The sequence below is a fragment of the Ensifer adhaerens genome, from assembly GCF_002007205.1.
Classification (GTDB): Bacteria; Pseudomonadota; Alphaproteobacteria; order Rhizobiales; family Rhizobiaceae; genus Ensifer; species Ensifer adhaerens_D.
On sequence record NZ_LAZS01000005.1, the window covers coordinates 578,324 to 592,840 of the forward strand.

A 14,517-nucleotide genomic window follows, 5' to 3' on the forward strand; every position below is an offset into this window, starting at 1 on the left:
CGATCAGCTGATCTTCAGGCCCTTGGCGGCCTGGTAGGTCTGCACGTAGCCGCGCGCCACCGAGCGCACGGCGCGGCCGATCTGCGAGTAGGCGTCGTCATTGAGGTTGGCGAAGGAGACGCGCGCCGACCAGCTTGGCGCGTCGAAGCCTGAGCCGTTCAAGAGCACGATGCCGTGGTCCTCGGCCAGCCGGAAGGGGATGTCGAGCGGATGGATGTTGTCCTTCACCCAGGTCACGACGTCCTCGCCGACATATTTGCGCAGCCAGAACTCGAAATCGATGATGCCGTAATAGTGGTCGAAATAGATGCCGGGGTTGGACTCGACGCCCATGCCTTCGACCAGGTTCCAGAAGCGCTTGGTGCAGATGGCCATGCAGGCCTTCTGGTAAAGCTTCTCGACGTCCATCAGCTCGACGAGGCTGAAGAGCGACATCATCACCTGCTGCGGCAGTGACAGGCCGGCGGTGTGGTTCAGCGCCACGTCGCGGCTGTCGGCAACGATGCGGTCGATGAACTTCACGTCGCGCGGCTTCGGCGTCATCGCCTTGTAGCGCTTTTCGAGCAGCTTCTGGATCGGCTCGCCATGGGCCTTGATCTTCTCGTCGAAGATGTTGTCCTCGGCGACAGCGATGACGCCGAGGCGCCAGCCGGTGCAGCCGAAATACTTCGAATAGGAATAGACGCCGATGGTGTTGCGCGGCAGATGGCCAAGAATCGACTGGAAGCCCGGAACGAAGGTGCCGTAGACGTCGTCCGTCAAGACGATCAGGTCGGGGCGCTTCTTGTTGACGAGGTCGACGAGGCGCTTGATCGAATCCGGATCCATGGCAACGGCGGACGGGTTGCCGGGGTTCACCAGGAACAGCGCCTTCACCTTGGGGTTTTCGAGCGCCTTGATGTCTTCGTCGGTAAACTGGAAGCGATCCTCCTGCTCGGCGCTGACATTGATGGTCTTGAGGTCGTAGTCCTCCAGTTCCGGCATTTCGAGATAGGGCGTGAAGATCGGTGTGCCGAGCGCGATCGTGTCGCCGGCGTTGAGCAGGCGCGCGTTCTTCAAGGCCTTGAAGATGTAGCACATGGCAGCGGTGCCGCCTTCGACCGGGTAAAGGTCGAACTTCGCCTTCGGCCGGTGGCCGGCGCACATCGCCCACATCAGATATTCATGGGTGATGATCTCGTTGTGATGCAGCGCCCGATCGGGAACCGGATAGTTGTCACCGATGATCGAGTCGGTCAGTTCGTGCAGGAAGGTATCCGCGTCGAAGCCGAAGGTCTTGATGGCGTAGTTGACCGCGTCGGAAAGGGTCTTTGCCGGCGGGATGCCCTCATCCTCCTCGTCCCAGTCGGCGGTGTTCTGCAACAGCTTCTTCGTCCACTTCTCGAACCGGGCATGGACGCCGTCCTTCGGCGGCATGCCGGCCACACCCGCCTTCGGGTCGTAATAGGCGCGCTTGGCTTCCGTCAGCGCGAACTGGCCGAGCAGGAAGAAGGCTTCGCGGGCGCGTGTCGCCGTCCAGTTGGGGTTGCCGCGGCCGGCATTGAGGAAGGCCTTGGCGGATTTCTGCGAGCTCGTCCTGGCGAGCTTGATCAGTTCGTCCTTGATTTCGAACGGGCTGAGATCGGAAAGGCTGTCGTAGAATTTTCTGTCCAACATGATCCACACTCCCTGTGATCTTATGAACTTGGAACGATGGTCTCGGTTCTGCCTGCCCGCCTCAGGCGAGCATGATGACGATGACGAGGCCGAAGATGGTCAGCAGCGTGTTGCCGATGGCGTAGGGCATGCCGTAGCCGAGTGCCGGCACCTTGCTCTTGGCCGCCTCCTGGATCATGCCGAGCGCTGCCGTCGTCGTTCGAACGCCGGCGCAGGCGCCAAACAGGATCGCCGGGTGGAACTTGAAGACATAGTGGCCGAGGAGCACCGCGGCGATCATCGGGATCGAGGTTGCCACCACGCCCCAGATGAAGAGCGAAATGCCGACCTCCTGAAGCCCTGCTACGAAGCCCGGGCCGGCGCCGATGCCGACCACGGCGATGAAGATGTTGAGGCCGAGCGTGTTTAGCAGCCACAGTGCCGGCGACGGGATGCGGCCGAAGGCGGGGTAGGTGGTGCGCAGCCAGCCGAGCACGAGACCGGCAAGCAACGCGCCGCCTGACGTGGAAAGCCCGATCGGGATGCCGCCGATCGTTATCGTGAGCGCCCCGATCATCGCGCCGATGAAAAGGCCCCAGCCGAGGAAGGCGATATCGGTCGTCTCGACGGGCCGATCGGCAAAGCCGAGCGCCTTGATCGCCGCTTCGACATGGTGCTTGGCGCCACCGATGGTGACGATATCGCCGCGCTCGACGGTCGTGCCCGGCAACACCGGGATCTCGACCAGCGAGCGGATGATCTTGCGGGCATAGACGCCGCGCGCCCAGTCCTCGTTGCTCACTTCGGCAAGCGTCTTGCCGGCGAGCGCCTTGTTGGTGACATAGACGTCGACGACTTCGGCTTCGGCGTTCAGCAGTTCCTTGTCCTCGACCTCGATCAGCTTTGAATCGAGGTTTTCGACAAGCAGGGCCCTCCTGCCGGAAAAGGCGACGACATCGCCCGGCTGCAGCACCGTGTTGCCGTCAGCTTCGATGAGCTCGCTGCCGCGGCGGACGCGCTCGACGTAGACGCGGATGCCCGGCAGCAGGTTCTTGACCGGCTGACCGGTGAGGCCGCTTGCCGCGTCTATGCGATAGGCTCGCAGACCGAAGTCATGATAGGCGCGGGTGATGCCGGGTTCGCTGCTTTCGGTGCCGCCGCCGAGCTTTGCCTCATACTCCTTGCAGGCCGCGGGCAGGTCGATGCCGAGCAGTCTCGGCCCGAGCTGCGCGAGGATGATCGCCGAGCCGATCGTGCCCCAGATGTAGGTCACCGCATAGGCGATCGGGATCTGGTCGGCAAAGGTCTTGGCCTGTTCGGGCGTCAGCCCGAGCGAGTTGATCTGGTCGGTGGCGACGCCGATCGCCGCCGAGATCGTCTGCGAGCCGGCATACATGCCGGCGCCATAGCCGAGCGGCAGCCCGGCAATCAGCGCGCAGAGATAGGGAACGACCAGGCACAGCACCAGCACGGAGAGCGCAAAGGCGATCTGTTTCGGTCCATCGGTGCTCAATCCCCGCACGAATTGCGGCCCGACGCCGTAGCCCACGGCGAAGAGGAAGATCAGGAACAGGGTGGACTTCAGGTCACCGGAAACCTGGATGCCCAACTGCCCGATGAGAACGCCCGCAAGAAGCGTGGCGGTGACGTTTCCGAGGTTGAACCCCGCAACCTTGATCGGACCGATGAGGAAGCCGATGCCAAGCGCGAGAAAGACGGCGACGGGCGGGTAGGTCCGAAGCGTGTCGACGAAGAAATCGATGGGATTCACTGCTGCTATCCCCTTCAGAAAGTTGAGTTGCCATCACTTTATTTCGGGACTTGCGCGGCTAAGTTGAGCTGAGTTTCCTGACTTGGCCACGCTCGATCTTAATCCCGGCGATTGTTGCCTCGGTCGCATACTTTCTCAACAGTCATAGGGTTACGTGAGCGTAACGTAGGTTACATTTGAGCGCTTTTACCCGGGGCGAGGGCGGCGACGGCGCAGCGCTACAGGCGCGCCCGGCGTGCAAGGGCGATGCGCCCGGCCGGTTCACCTCGGCATTTCAACTCTGGTGTTGTAATTTGCCGCGCGATCTCATGGCGTCCCCGGCATGGCGCTTTTTCTTCGTTATGCTTGGCAAAGTGCTGGACGCGCAAGGAGCCGTGCGCTTTCTTGTTTGCTCCGGGGGTGGCAGACCTTCGAGAGGCGGAGGATATCCGCGAACCGAAGGCGGCAGCATTTCGCCGACCAGCCGGTTCGACGGGTGACAAAGAGAGGGGAAGCAATGGCTGACGAAGTCGTTCAGCGGCTGGAGGCACTCGGGCATCGTCTCCCGACGCCGCCAAGGCCGCTCGGTGCCTACCGTGCGGTGATCGAGGCGGGCGAGATGCTGCATGTCTCGATGCAGGGGCCGCTGCTGGACGGCCGGTTCGCGTTCACGGGTCTTCTGGGACGCGAGGTGACGATCGAAGACGGGCGCAGGGCGGCCGAGCTTTCCGTCGTCAATGCGCTGGCGCAGATCCACGAGCATCTCGGCCGCTTCGAGCGCATTCGCCAGATCGTGCGGGTGGAGGGGCATGTCGCCTGCACCGAGGATTTCCTGGAACACCCGCGGGTGCTCGACGGCGCTTCGGAGCTTCTGGCCGCGGCCTTTGGCGAAAGGGCCGGCCACATCCGCTCCGTCTGCGGCGTGCGCAACCTGCCGGGCAATGCGCCGGTTGCGGTGACGCTGACGGCAGAGCTCTTTCCGCCGGAGTTCTGAGAAAACAAGCGCGCCTTGCGGCTTGAGGCTGAGGCCCGCATCTGCTCGCTTCGCGGGCAGGGCTGGCGGTTGCGCCGGCCTTGTGTTCCGCTTCAGGTGGCGATGCCTTCCAGGGCGATGATCCGGGTTTTGGCGCAGCGCTCGCGGATCGCCTTCAGGCGCTGATACTCCGGCGACTGGTACCAGGAAAGCAAGGCCTGCATGTCCGGGAATTCGAGGATGACGAGCCGGTGCGGCTCCCAGTCGCCCTCGAGTACCTGGGTTGCGCCGCCGCGGCCGAGATAGCGCCCGCCATAGCGGGCTTCCGTTGCCGGCACCTCTCTCTTGTACTCCTCGAAGGTCGCTGCATCCGTGATATCGACATCCGCGATCAAATAGGCAGCCATGGCAGAGTTCCTTTCCACGCAAGCCGGCGGTCAAGAATACGACGTTCGTCCCCGCCAGGCGAGGCTTAGCCCCGCAGCGAGCATGTGGATCTCTTGCGAGCATTTTCTCTGTTGATTATTGTTATGTTATTTTATAACAAATCTCGCATGACGAAACGCCGCATGTTGATAGAGCCTGACACGGACGCCCGCGCGGTTGTCTCGCCCGCCGAAACATGCGAGGGAGGAGTTGATGGTGCTGCGTCCGCGACAATGCGGAAGCGGCTGAAAAGGGAACACGGAACGGACGACCCTGACGGGACCGAGGCCGTGGCTGCCCCCGCAACTGTGAGCGGAAAGCGCATTCACACCATGTCACTGGTCGAAGACCGGGAAGACGTGGATGCGCCGCGACCCGCGAGCCAGGAGACCTGCCATCGAACCGATCAACCACAACGGACGGGGTGTTCCGATGGAAAAGAACTGGCTATTCAGCGACGGTTTTCCGTCATTCTGCCGCTTCGCCATCTCTTGCCGTCAGTCCGGCGGAGAGAGAGAATGGCTGAGCCGAATTCCCGACAGCACAAGATAACGGTCTGCACCGATTGCCGCTTCACCGGCGGCCCGTGCACGCCCGGTGCCGAGCTGATCAAGCGCCTCAACCGTAGCATCGCCACGCTCGGTGCGCCGCTCGACCGTGACTTCTCGATTGCCGGCACCGTCTGCATGGCGGCCTGCACGCGGCCCTGCACCATCGCTTTCCAGGCGACGGGAAAGGCGACCTATCTCTTCGGCGACGTCTCGCCGGAAGAGGATATCGACGATCTCGTGCGCTTTGCCACAACCTATGCCGAGCGTGGCGATGGGATGACGCGTGCTGCGGAACGGCCGCGCGGGCTCAAGGGCAAGACGCTGGCCCGCATTCCCGCGGCGATGCTTGTCTCCGAAGACCTCGGCGGGCATTTCCAATGACGTCGCGGGGAGGAATGAGCATATGAGCTGCACCGCGACAGGAGCAGCCCTCACGGTCGAGGGCCTTCACTGGGGGCCGCGTGCCGGTCTGACGCTGGTCAACGACATCAGCTTTGCGATCACGGCGGGCAGCCGCCTTGCCATCCTCGGACCGAACGGCGCCGGCAAGACCTCTCTCCTGCGCTGCCTCTACCGGGCGGTGCAGCCGAGTGCGGGCCGCATTTCGGTCGACGGCGTCGATCTCTGGTCGATCTCGGCGCGCGAGGCGGCGAGAACGATTGCGGTGGTGCTGCAGGAAATGCCCGGCGACTTTCCCTTCAGCGTGCGCGACGTCGTGATGATGGGCCGCATCCCGAGGCGGGAGGGCCTGAGCGGCTGGTCGGAGCTCGACCGCGACCGTGTGCAACACGCGCTCTCGCATCTCGATCTCGCCCATCTGGCCGGCCGCCAGTTCGCGACCCTTTCGGGCGGCGAGAAGCAGCGGGTGCTGATCGCCCGGGCGCTGGCGCAGGAGCCGCGCATCATCATCCTCGACGAGCCGACCAATCACCTCGACATCCGCCACCAGCTCGAAATCCTCGAGCTCCTGCAGACCTTGAAGCTGACGATCGTCTCGACGCTGCACGACATCAATCTTGCCGCTGAGTTTGCGACCGATGTCGCGATCCTGACGGCCGGCCGGCTGACGGCTTTCGGGTCGCCCGAAGACGTGCTGAGCCCCCGGGAGCTTTCGGCTGCCTTCGGCGTCACTGCCACCGTTCACAACGCGGCCGCCGGCGGCGCCCGCTTTTCCTTTTCACTTTCTCGACAGGGATCGATTTCATGAAGATCAATATTGCCTCATCCACTTTCCTGTTCCTGCTCGCGGCTGCCACGCCGGCGCTCGCCTATCCGGTCACCGTCAAGAGCTGCAACCGCGAGGTGACCTTCGACGCCGCGCCGAAGCGGGCGATCGCCAACGACGTCAACCTGGTGGAGATGATGCTGGCACTCAGGCTGCAGGACCGCATGGTCGGCTATACCGGCGTTTCAGGCTGGAAGACGCTGGACGAAAAGCTGCGCGAGGGCGTGAAGGAGCTGCCGGAGCTTTCGGAGAAGTACCCGACCAAGGAAGTGCTCTTGAATGCCGATGCCGACTTCCTTTTTGCCGGCTGGAACTACGGCATGAAGGTCGGCGGCGAGGTGACGCCCGAGACCCTGGCGCCCTTCAAGATCGGCGTCTATGAGCTGACCGAATCCTGCATCCACATCATGGCCAAAGCGAAGCCGACGATGGACGACATGTTCGTCGATCTTCTCAATCTCGGCCGCATCTTCGGCGTCGAGGACCGGGCCGAGACGCTGGTCGACGGCTATCGTCGCCAGCTCGCCGAGATCACCAAGGCTTCCGCCGCCCAGCAAAAGCCGGTGCGCGTCTTCGTCTATGATTCCGGCGAGGAGAAGCCCTTTACCTCGGGCCGCTTCGGCATTCCGACGGCGATGATCGAGGCCGCCGGCGGCGCCAACATCATGGACGACGTGGAAAAGAGCTGGGTGGAAATCTCCTGGGAGCCGGTGATCGAGCGCAACCCGGAAGTGGTGGTCATCGTCAACTACGGCGAGGTGAAGGCGGAGGACAAGATCGCCTTCATGAAGAACAATCCGGCCTTCAAGAATGTCGATGCCGTCAAGAACGATCGCTTCGTTGTGCTCGATTATGTCGAGGCGACGCCAGGCCCGCGCAACGTCGACGCCATTGCCAGGCTCGCCAAGACCTTTCAGGGCGAGGGCCTGTAAGCGATGCTGGCTGAGGATGCGTCGCCTGGTCCCGTCGCCGTTTCACGCCTAGCGCCGGCGCGGGCGCTGAAGGCGGGTGCCGGTCTCATGGCGGCGCTTTTGCTGCTGGCCTTGACCGTCACGGCTGGCGTGTCGCTCGGCTCGGCGCCTATCCCGGTTGCGACTGTCTGGTCGATCATCGCCAGCAAGATTTCGCCCGGCAGCGTCGAGGCTTTCTGGTCGGCCGGGCGCGAAAGCATCGTCTGGGACGTGCGGCTACCGCGCGTCATTCTGGCGGGTCTCGTCGGGGCGGGGCTGGGGCTGACCGGTGCCGTGCTGCAGGCGGTCACGCGCAATCCGCTTGCCGATCCGCATCTGCTCGGCGTTTCCTCCGGCGGCGCGCTAGGCGCGATCGTGGCGCTGCTGCACACTGGCATGATCCTCGGTCTTGCCACGGTGCCGCTCTTCGCCTTTGCCGGCGCGCTGCTCGCAACCGTGCTCGTCGCCTTCGTCTCCCGCGTGCTCGGCAGCAGCGCCGACCGTCTCGTGCTGGCCGGCGTCGCGGTCGCCTTTGTCTTAACATCCATCGGCAACCTTATGATTTTCTTAGGGGATCCGAGGGCGACCCATACGGTCATCTTCTGGATGCTCGGCGGCCTTGGCCTGGCGCAATGGTCGCAGCTCGTCTATCCCGGCCTGGTGCTTTTCGCCTCGCTTGGCTGGCTCTCCATCCGGGCGCGCGAGATCAATGCGCTTGCCATGGGCGACGAAACGGCGATGACGCTCGGCATTCCCGTGCGCCGTTTCCGGCTGACGCTCTTCGTCGTCACCGCACTTCTGACCGGGGTGATGGTCGCCTTTTCCGGCGCGATCGGTTTCGTCGGGCTGATGGTGCCGCATTTCGTGCGGCTTCTGGCCGGCAGCGACAACGTCCGGGTCATTCCGCTCTCGGCCTTCTTCGGGGCGCTGACGCTGATCCTTGCGGATCTGGCGGCCCGCGTCATCATGGCGCCGGAGGACATGCCGATCGGCGTCGTCACCGGGCTCGTCGGCGGCATCGCCTTCATTGCCATCCTGAAGCGACGCGCGTAAGGCGTGCAGGGACATTCGCGCTTTCATGGACGCGGCACAATCCGCGCCTATGTCTAGCTGCATGCCAGGGCCGAAGGGCCGGCAAGGGAAGTGGTACGAGGAGCACATGGCTAACGAAGCTGACATCTGCACGCCCGAGGACGTTCTGAACTTCTGGTTTGGCGAACTCACCTATGACGACTGGTTCGGGACGAGCCACGAACTGGACCAGGCCTGTGTCCGTCGCTTCCAGGCGTCGCATCTGGCGCTGGCTCGCGGGGTTAGCGAGATCTGGCGGGCAACGCCGGAAAACCGGCTGGCCGCGATCGTGCTGCTCGACCAGATACCGCGCAACATGTTTCGCGGCACGCCGCTCGCCTTTGCCACCGACTGCCTGGCGCTCAACGAGGCGAAGCTTGCCGTCGGCACCGGGGCCGACATGGCTATCAAGCCGGAATGGCGCGCCTTCGTCTATCTGCCCTTCGAGCATTCGGAGAACCTGACCGACCAGACCATGTCGGTGAAGCTCTTTACCGAACTCGGCGATGCCGATTATCTCGACTATGCCATCCGGCACCGCGAGGTGATCGAGACCTACGGCCGCTTCCCGCATCGCAACGCTTTCCTGGCCCGGACGTCGAGCGAGGCCGAGCTTGCCTATCTGGCTGAGCCCGGCGCCGGCTTTTAACGGAAAAAGCGGGCGCCGGCGGCGATTTATTGCCGTTCTTTGCATCTTTCCGCCGTCTTTCGTATTCACATCGAAACGGGAAGACGGCCGGAGCGATTCCGGACCACGGTCTCAATCTGCAAGGATCATGAAATTGCGTTCTGTCGGAAAACTGCCTGCCATTCTCGTCTGCCTGCTGGCGCTTGCCGTGGGCGGCCCGGTCATGGCCCAGAAGGCGGCACAGCCGGCACAGGCAACAACGCAGGGCGCGGGCCAGAAATCTGCGCAACCGGCCCAATCGGCCCAGACCCCCTCACAGCCAGCCGGAAAGCCGGCTTCCGAGGAGAACGCTCAGCCGGCCGCAACCGAGGCGACTCCGGATGCCGCGGCACCGGCGGCGACGGCGACGCAGCCGGCACAGAACGCGCCAGCCCCGGCGCAGGATGCCGCGCAGGCGGACGCGACACCCCCGGCCGAAAACCAGGCGTCGGAGCAACTCGCCAAGGCGGGCGAGGACCTCAAGAAGCTGACGGACCAGGTCACCAAGACAAAGGACGACGACACCGCGCTTGCCGAACTGAAGGTGCAGGTGGACGCGCTCGCCAAGCAGATCATCGGCGTCTCGGTCTCGACCCGTCCGCGCCTCGACGAGATCAAGGCGCGGCTGACCGAACTTGGCGATCCGCCGGGCGAGGGGCAGCCGGCGGAAGCCGACATCGTGACGGCCGAGCGCAAGCGGCTCATGGCCGAGCGCGGCGCCATCAACGCGCTGACCGGCGAGGCCGAGGGGCTCTCGATCCAGGCGACGAAGCTTTCCAACACCATTACCGCGACCCGTCGCGCCCTGTTTTCCAATACGCTGCTGAAGAACACCGAAGTCTCGACCGGAATGTTCGACGACGCGCTGACGGCCACGGCGGACGAAACCCGCGTGCTCTCGCGCAGTGTCGGGAGCTGGCTGAGCTTTGCCTGGAACTACAAGCGCGTGCCGCTCCTGACGGCGCTGTTCCTGTCGCTGCTGGCGGCGCTCGTCTTCCTTTCCGGTAGCCGCAGGCTCTTTCGCCCGCTGATCGAGCATGACATTACCGACGAGGAGCCGAGCTATTTCCGCAGGCTCTCGGTCGCCTTCTGGTCGACGCTGATCCCGACGATCGCCTCGGCCGCTTTCGCGATCTCCAGCTTCCTGTTCCTGCGCGGCTTCAAGGTGCTGCGCTCCGATATCGCACCGATCATTGCCATCACGCTCGGTGTGGCCGTGGTCGTATTCTTCGTCACCAGGCTTGCCCAGGCGGTGCTTTCGCCGCGCGACGCGCGCTGGCGGCTGGTCCGGGTCTCCGATCGCGGCGCCCGGATGCTGATGATCGCCATCTTCGCCATGGCGCTGGTCAACGGTCTCGACTACCTCTTCGGCGGCGTCAGCGAGGCGCTCGGTTCGCCGGTCGTCCTGACCGTCGTCAAGAGCTACATCGCCTCCATCGTCATCGGCCTCATCATTATGGCGTCGGCCTGGATCAAGCCGACGCTCAGGAAGGACGACTCCTTCGACGCCCATGGCCACGCCTGGCCGCGCGTGGTGTCCTTCGCGCTGCTTGCGACCGGCGCTTTGCTGATCATTGCAGCCGTATCCGGCTATGTTGGTCTCGCCCGCTTCATCGCCACGCAGATCATCATTACCGGCGCGATCCTGGTAACGATGTATATCGGCATCCTCACCGGCCGGGCGGTTGCCAAGCAGGGCGCCTTTGCCGAGACCGCGGCCGGGCGCTACCTCGAGCGGCGCTACAATCTGGAACAGGTAGCGCTCGACCAGATCGGTCTTGCCGCCGGCTTGAGCATCTACGCACTCGTCGTCATGTTCTTCATCCCGCTGATCCTGTTGCAGTGGGGCTTCCAGGTCGCCGATATCGAGTCCTGGGCTTACCGGATGGTGACCGAGATCAAGATCGGCTCGATCACCATTTCGCTGGTCGGCATTCTCGCAGGCATCCTGTTCTTCGCGCTCGGCTACGCCGTCACCCGTTTCGTGCAGCGCTGGATCGACGGCAACATCATGGCGCGCAGCCGGGTCGACGCCGGCGTGCGCAACTCGATCCGCACCGGCATCGGCTATACCGGCGTCGGGCTTGCGGGGCTGATCGGCCTGTCGGCGGCGGGCATCGACCTCTCAAACCTCGCGCTCGTTGCCGGTGCCCTCTCGCTCGGTGTCGGTTTCGGCCTGCAGAACATCGTCTCGAACTTCGTATCGGGGCTCATTCTGCTCGTCGAGAGGCCGTTCAAGGTGGGCGACTGGATCGTCAGCGGCACGACCGAAGGCTTCGTCAAGCGCATCTCGGTGCGCGCGACCGAGATCGAGACCTTCCAGCATCAGTCGATCATGATGCCGAACTCGCTGCTCATCAACGCATCGGTCGGCAACTGGACACACCGCAACAAGCTCGGCCGCTCGGAAATCGCCGTGACCGTGACCTATGCCAGCGACCCGCGCCGGATCATGGAACTGCTTTCCGAGATCGCCGCCGCCCATCCGATGGTCTTGAAGAACCCGTCGCCGAGCGTCGGCTTCACCGCCTTTGGCGACGAGCGCTTGACCTTCGAACTCCGGATCTACGTCGCCGACGTATTGACCGGCGGCGGCGTGCGCAACGACCTGCGCATCTCGATCTACGAGCGCTTCCGTGACGAGGGCATCGGCGCGCCGTTCCCGGTCAAGATCGAGGACGTGCCGGTCGAGGACCAGACCGGCATCGAAAGCCACCAGCCGGAGAAGGTGGGCGAGCCGAAAGGCGCCACCTCCGCCGAGGCGAGGGCGGCCGGAAAGTCTGCCGCTTCGGACAGGAAGACGGCGGTCGCGGCACCGCTCGATGAGGAGCGCGACACGGAAGAAGCGGGCAATCGCCGGGCCGCCAGCCGCCGGGCAAACCCAAACCGCTGATAAACGGACCATTCAGCGCCCATTCAGCCGGCGTGCCATAAAAAGCATGCAATTCTTCTGGTGACCGACTACGCTGGTCATCGGCTGAAGAGGTGGCCGGCGCAGCGTCGCGAACCGACGGGGCGGCCGGCTCGACGAGAGGGCGGCGCCTTCAGGCGCCGATGGGCAATGAAGAAGTTTGTAATTGCTTTGCTTTCCGGCGTCATGGTGACCGGCGTCTTGGCGGCTGAGGCAGCGTCCGCCGCAACCGTGACCAATAAGGACAGCGAAACCGCCGTCCTGATCGTCGTCGAGGGCGAAAGCCGCGTGGAAGTGGCGATCGCATCCGGCGCGACCGAAATGATCTGCCCCAGCGGCTGTTTCGTGACCGCGCCGAGCGGCGACCGCATCGGCCTGCAGGGCGATGAAAACGTCGAGATCGTCAACGGCAACGTCGTCGTCAAGTAACCCCTCCATCTTCCGGCAACGGTGCGGCTGGACCGCCATGCTGTTGCCGGCAATCTCGAAAATTTGCCGACAGCCTCGCGCATTCGATCTTCGAAGCGGCGCGTAGCCCGTGTTCACCCGGGGAACCGGGTGAGGCTGAGGGGACGCGACGAGCCTTCGAACGCCTCCTTTGCCGCGTAGTGCATATGTCCCGAACAGCGCCTAATCCCATTGGATGATTGAATGATCGGCCCGCTTCGTTCGTTATGACAATGAAGCGGGTTCGGCGGCTTGAAGCGCATGTCCCCGCATCGACACGATCAGTTGCAGGCAGCACGCTCGGCCTTGGGTCGACGCGCGACCGCCGCGATCGCCAGTGGAGTGCCGGAGGGGAGCCATGCCATTCCTTCGCATCGCCTTGTCCCTGTTGCTGCTGCTTTCAGCCTCGCAGGCGCTGGCCGAAAAGCGCGTGGCGCTGGTGATCGGCAACGCGGCCTACCAGAACGTCGCCCCTTTGCCCAACCCCGGCAACGATGCCACCGACATGGCCGCCAAGCTCGAAGGGCTCGGCTTCGAAGTGGTGAGCGGCCGCGACCTCGACCTTGATGGCGTGCGCCGGGCAGTGCGCGACTTCGTCGGTCGGCTCGACGGCGCGGATCTCGCGCTGTTCTATTATGCCGGTCATGGCCTTCAGGTGGATGGCGAAAATTATCTGGCCCCGGTCGATGCCAGGCTTGCCGCGCAGGTCGACCTCGAATTCGAGGCGGTGCCGATGAACCTGATCCTGACCGCGATGGAGCGCAGCACGCGGGTCAACGTGGTGCTGCTCGACGCCTGCCGCGACAACCCGCTTGCCGTCAATCTCGCCCGCTCCATGGGGACGCGCTCGGCCTCCGTCGGCCGCGGCCTTGCCAAGGTCGGCACCGGCATCGGCACGCTGATCGCCTTTGCCACCCAGCCCGGCAATGTCGCGCTTGACGGGGCCGGCCGCAACTCGCCCTTCACATCGGCGCTGCTCAAACATCTCGGCCAGCCCGGACGCGACATCACCCGCGAGTTGATCGACGTGCGCCGCGACGTTCTGGCGGCAACCGCGGGCAAGCAGGTGCCCTGGGACAATTCCTCGCTGACCGGTGAGGTGGTGTTGAAGCCGGCCTCTGGAGGCGAGGCGGCACCCGCGAGAGAAAAGGGCGCGGAGCAGGCGGCGGAACTTGCCTACTGGGATACGATCAAGAATGCCACCGACCGCGACCTCTTCGACGCCTATCTGCAGCAATACCCTGAGGGCGTCTTCGCCTCTCTCGCCAGAGCGAAGATCCAGATCATCGAGCGTACACCCGCAGCCAGCCCTGGCGCCGTGGTGGCGCTTACGGATCCCACTGTCAGCGCACAGCCAAACGAGACCACGGACCGCGCGCTTGCCCGTTCCGTGCAGGTGGAGCTGAACCGGCTCGGCTGCCGCGCCGGCGGCGAGGATGGGCTTTGGGGTACGGGCAGCCGCAAGGCATTGGAAGCCTTTGCAAGGCATGGGAAACTCCAGCTTGCGACACTTGAGCCGTCGAACGCGGTGCTGGAGCGCCTGAAGACAGAGAAGCAGCGGGTCTGCCAGCTTGTCTGCGCGCGCAATCAGGAGGCAAAGGACGGCCACTGTGTCCCGACAAGGCGCGAAGCGAAGCTGCCGCAGCCGAGCGAAACGCAAGGGACGGCCAGGACGCCGCAGAAAAGCACGAGCACGCGGACGATCAACCCGCCGCCGGAACTGCAGAAGAAGAGCTTTGCCAATTGCCCCGCCAATGCCGACGTCGCATTCCGGCAGATGTTTGCCCGCGGCTCGGGCCGGGGCCGCACGACGATCGCCGCTACCCATTCCTGCGGCCGCGCCTTTGCCTGCCACCGAACGGCAAGGGGCCAGCCCTGGGATTGCGGTTGGCGGTGAGGGCGGAGAATGGA

At 64.2% G+C, this 14,517-nt stretch carries 12 protein-coding genes and 1 riboswitch; of the genes, 9 read left to right on the forward strand and 3 right to left on the reverse strand.

Going from position 1 to position 14,517, the window contains the following annotated elements; translation table 11 throughout:
• Positions 1-3: 3 nt before the first annotated feature.
• Both XB14_RS06630 and aspT read right to left on the reverse strand, forming a co-directional pair.
• On the reverse strand, positions 4-1,656 hold the full coding sequence (locus XB14_RS06630) for a bifunctional aspartate transaminase/aspartate 4-decarboxylase (protein ID WP_077960853.1): 1,653 nt from the start codon (positions 1,654-1,656) through the stop codon (positions 4-6).
• 61 nt (positions 1,657-1,717) lie between these two features.
• Complete coding sequence (aspT, locus tag XB14_RS06635; RefSeq protein ID WP_234803992.1) at positions 1,718-3,406, reverse strand: aspartate-alanine antiporter; 1,689 nt, start codon at positions 3,404-3,406, stop codon at positions 1,718-1,720.
• Between the two features lie 496 nt (positions 3,407-3,902).
• Between aspT and XB14_RS06640 the strand changes: the two genes are divergently transcribed.
• Positions 3,903-4,379: a RidA family protein gene (locus tag XB14_RS06640; RefSeq protein ID WP_077960854.1), complete on the forward strand. Its 477-nt coding sequence runs from the start codon at positions 3,903-3,905 to the stop codon at positions 4,377-4,379.
• A gap of 92 nt (positions 4,380-4,471) precedes the next feature.
• Here the strand turns inward: XB14_RS06640 and XB14_RS06645 are convergent, their stop codons facing one another.
• Positions 4,472-4,765 (reverse strand): DUF1330 domain-containing protein, encoded by a 294-nt coding sequence (locus tag XB14_RS06645; RefSeq protein ID WP_077960855.1) that lies wholly within the window; start codon positions 4,763-4,765, stop codon positions 4,472-4,474.
• A gap of 216 nt (positions 4,766-4,981) precedes the next feature.
• Positions 4,982-5,198, forward strand: a riboswitch (cobalamin riboswitch).
• A 104-nt stretch (positions 5,199-5,302) separates the two neighbouring features.
• On the opposite strand from XB14_RS06645, the gene XB14_RS06650 reads away from it, so the two are divergent.
• From XB14_RS06650 to XB14_RS06685, 8 genes are all read left to right on the forward strand, one after another.
• Positions 5,303-5,716 carry a DUF1636 family protein gene (locus XB14_RS06650; RefSeq protein WP_077960856.1) on the forward strand — a complete coding sequence of 138 codons (414 nt, stop codon included), beginning with the start codon at positions 5,303-5,305 and terminating at the stop codon, positions 5,714-5,716.
• 22 nt (positions 5,717-5,738) lie between these two features.
• Positions 5,739-6,542 carry an ABC transporter ATP-binding protein gene (locus XB14_RS06655; RefSeq protein ID WP_077960857.1) on the forward strand — a complete coding sequence of 268 codons (804 nt, stop codon included), beginning with the start codon at positions 5,739-5,741 and terminating at the stop codon, positions 6,540-6,542.
• Positions 6,539-7,492 carry an ABC transporter substrate-binding protein gene (locus tag XB14_RS06660; RefSeq protein ID WP_077960858.1) on the forward strand — a complete coding sequence of 318 codons (954 nt, stop codon included), beginning with the start codon at positions 6,539-6,541 and terminating at the stop codon, positions 7,490-7,492. The genes XB14_RS06655 and XB14_RS06660 overlap by 4 nt, the downstream gene beginning before the upstream one ends.
• Before the next feature lie 87 nt (positions 7,493-7,579).
• On the forward strand, positions 7,580-8,563 hold the full coding sequence (locus XB14_RS06665) for a FecCD family ABC transporter permease (protein WP_143348350.1): 984 nt from the start codon (positions 7,580-7,582) through the stop codon (positions 8,561-8,563).
• Between the two features lie 106 nt (positions 8,564-8,669).
• On the forward strand, positions 8,670-9,230 hold the full coding sequence (locus tag XB14_RS06670) for a DUF924 family protein (RefSeq protein WP_077960860.1): 561 nt from the start codon (positions 8,670-8,672) through the stop codon (positions 9,228-9,230).
• Between the two features lie 127 nt (positions 9,231-9,357).
• Positions 9,358-12,141 (forward strand): mechanosensitive ion channel family protein, encoded by a 2,784-nt coding sequence (locus tag XB14_RS06675; protein ID WP_077960861.1) that lies wholly within the window; start codon positions 9,358-9,360, stop codon positions 12,139-12,141.
• Between the two features lie 168 nt (positions 12,142-12,309).
• A complete protein-coding gene (locus XB14_RS06680; protein ID WP_077960862.1) occupies positions 12,310-12,588 on the forward strand; it encodes a hypothetical protein in 279 nt (92 codons plus the stop codon).
• A 376-nt stretch (positions 12,589-12,964) separates the two neighbouring features.
• Positions 12,965-14,503 (forward strand): caspase family protein, encoded by a 1,539-nt coding sequence (locus XB14_RS06685; protein WP_077960863.1) that lies wholly within the window; start codon positions 12,965-12,967, stop codon positions 14,501-14,503.
• Positions 14,504-14,517 lie beyond the last annotated feature (14 nt).

Excerpts from the sequence above, each read along its gene's own strand:
- XB14_RS06630 (WP_077960853.1), bottom strand. The coding sequence starts at position 1,656 with ATGTTGGACAGAAAATTCTACGACAGCCTTTCCGATCTCAGCCCGTTC.
- XB14_RS06640 (WP_077960854.1), top strand. The coding sequence starts at position 3,903 with ATGGCTGACGAAGTCGTTCAGCGGCTGGAGGCACTCGGGCATCGTCTC.
- XB14_RS06645 (WP_077960855.1), bottom strand. The coding sequence starts at position 4,765 with ATGGCTGCCTATTTGATCGCGGATGTCGATATCACGGATGCAGCGACC.
- XB14_RS06650 (WP_077960856.1), top strand. The coding sequence starts at position 5,303 with ATGGCTGAGCCGAATTCCCGACAGCACAAGATAACGGTCTGCACCGAT.
- XB14_RS06655 (WP_077960857.1), top strand. The coding sequence starts at position 5,739 with ATGAGCTGCACCGCGACAGGAGCAGCCCTCACGGTCGAGGGCCTTCAC.
- XB14_RS06660 (WP_077960858.1), top strand. The coding sequence starts at position 6,539 with ATGAAGATCAATATTGCCTCATCCACTTTCCTGTTCCTGCTCGCGGCT.
- XB14_RS06665 (WP_143348350.1), top strand. The coding sequence starts at position 7,580 with ATGGCGGCGCTTTTGCTGCTGGCCTTGACCGTCACGGCTGGCGTGTCG.
- XB14_RS06670 (WP_077960860.1), top strand. The coding sequence starts at position 8,670 with ATGGCTAACGAAGCTGACATCTGCACGCCCGAGGACGTTCTGAACTTC.
- XB14_RS06675 (WP_077960861.1), top strand. The coding sequence starts at position 9,358 with ATGAAATTGCGTTCTGTCGGAAAACTGCCTGCCATTCTCGTCTGCCTG.
- XB14_RS06680 (WP_077960862.1), top strand. The coding sequence starts at position 12,310 with ATGAAGAAGTTTGTAATTGCTTTGCTTTCCGGCGTCATGGTGACCGGC.
- XB14_RS06685 (WP_077960863.1), top strand. The coding sequence starts at position 12,965 with ATGCCATTCCTTCGCATCGCCTTGTCCCTGTTGCTGCTGCTTTCAGCC.